At 55.1% G+C, this 1905-nt stretch carries 2 protein-coding genes and 1 pseudogene; 2 read left to right on the top strand and 1 reads right to left on the bottom strand.

The genetic code is table 11. The features are described 5' to 3' along the window. Together ACFFN1_RS13660 and ACFFN1_RS13665 are read left to right on the top strand one after the other, a co-directional pair. The coding region (locus ACFFN1_RS13660) for an RHS repeat-associated core domain-containing protein (protein ID WP_376841382.1) at nt 1-693 on the top strand (693 nt) is incomplete at its 5' end. 182 nt (nt 694-875) lie between these two features. Continuing rightward, a complete protein-coding gene (locus tag ACFFN1_RS13665; RefSeq protein ID WP_376841384.1) occupies nt 876-1376 on the top strand; it encodes a hypothetical protein in 501 nt (166 codons plus the stop codon). An 85-nt stretch (nt 1377-1461) separates the two neighbouring features. Here ACFFN1_RS13665 and ACFFN1_RS13670 read toward each other — a convergent pair. Next, nucleotides 1462-1650: pseudogene (locus ACFFN1_RS13670) on the bottom strand (transposase); the annotation flags it as partial. Nucleotides 1651-1905: the final 255 nt, after the last annotated feature.

A 1905-nucleotide genomic window follows, 5' to 3' on the forward strand; every position in this document is an offset into this window, starting at 1 on the left:
CCATCTCATGGAACCGGCCCAAGGAGGTGCACCTGGGCCTGGCCGACCCCACCACCCCGACATTCAAAACCAAGGAAATCCTGCCAACTACTTGACGCGGGACAAAGCAAAGAACGCGCCACCGACACAAGCGGCCTCATCCTCATGGGAGTACGCCTCTACAACACCACCACCGGACGCTTCACCAGCCCCGACCCCGAAGAAGGAGGATCCCCCACCCCCTACGCCTACCCCACCGACCCCATCAACAACACCGACCTCGACGGAAAACGATGGACAAAGCGCGCAAAGAAGTGGGCGAAAAGGGCATGGGGGTATAGCGGCAAAGCCGCGCGATGGTTGACGAACTCAAAATGGGGAAAGCGAATTGAAGCCGGATGTGCAGTCGCTGGGTATTTCAAGCCAATCGGAGCCGCGTGTGGCATCGCATATACGTTAGCTTACTCCAGGCAGAGGAAGTGGGGAAAGGCAGCGGAATCTGCGGCGTTTGCAGTGACAGGAGTATACGCGGGTCGAGTTACACGAGGATTGATGAAACGAGGTCTCCGTAAAGCGTATCCAAAAGCGTACTATAAACGGCCGCGGCGCCACGTCAGAATTGCCTACCGAGCCGGACGGTCTGTCAAGAACTATGTCTGGGTGATTGGTGTCGCAAACAACGCCAGAAGTAACCGTAATTGGCGCGCGTTGTGATTGAAAGCGCAGGTAGGCCAGTCAACGCACAGACCAAGGCTCCGCCTACGGTTTTGACTATTGCCTCGTCTTGGAGGGTCGCTTTAAGGCTTCTTGCCATTTACTTTCCAATTCTCGGATCACTGTTGGGCGTAGCTAGTATAGGAGGGGGAGGAGACTATTTTTCGACAAATGAGCTCTGGGTGGCTTTCCTACTAACCGAAGGCTTCGCTCTGATCACCTGCGTAATCGTTACGCTCGCGATGTCGGCCAAATACATTCACTTCAACTGTCGCGGGATACGCGTCCGACTCAATGGTTCGACCGTGGTCGTATCGAAGCACAGAGCTCCCGATCAAACGCACGTGCTCGGTTCGCGAGAGATCCTGATGGCACTGCCACCGCGGTGGCCGGAATACTGGGTTGGAACTGAACTGCCAGAATTTACCCAGATATATATCATCGCACGGCAATCGGACGGCCGGAAGTCCATTGTTCATTTGGGCCAGGTCGTGTTGTACGGATCGCTGTATCGTCGCTGGCTTAGTCGGAATTCGCAAGTGATAGAAGCCCTCGATCTCAGTATCTCAAACTACGGCTTCAACGAGTTTCCGAATTGGCGTCCCGTGTACGATTACGGCAATCCGAAGCCTAAGGCCTGGAAAGCTGTTTCAAGATTCGTTTACGACGAATTCATCGATTGAGCTGCGGGCACCTGACTTGGCTCACGGTTGTCTTGCTTTCGGTGCTTCGGTTCCGTGACCTTGAGCTTTGCTTGTGATTTCGGGCTCATTGTAATTGAGAGTGTAGAACCGGTCTGAAGCCGCCGGACTCGAGCAGACATCTCGCGATGTAGTGCGTGAGGTTGCGGAACCCCAGCGCTGAGCCCCGTAGGTGTTCGAGCCTGCCATTGATCGCTTCAGTAGGCCCGTTCGACGTTCCCGGTCGGGTGAAGAACGCCAGGACATCAGCAGCCTGACTTGGCTCAAATTAGTTAGGTTTGATCGTGGCGTAGGGCGCTGACTGCACACCGACTTCAGCAAGAGTTTCGATTGATTCGAACTTCGAGCCAGGATGAATGGATCGCCCCGAGTTTGGTGGAGAGTTCATAGCGGTATGCCAGTCACTACTGGCCGACTGGTTTCAGTGTAGTAGTGTTCCTCGAACTGCGCTGGAGCGAGGTCTCCGCAGTGCGAATGGGGGCGGGTGTGGTTATACCAATGCACCCATTCC

It is taken from the genome of Brevibacterium otitidis, from assembly GCF_042429315.1.
GTDB classification, from domain to species: Bacteria; Actinomycetota; Actinomycetes; order Actinomycetales; family Brevibacteriaceae; genus Brevibacterium; species Brevibacterium otitidis.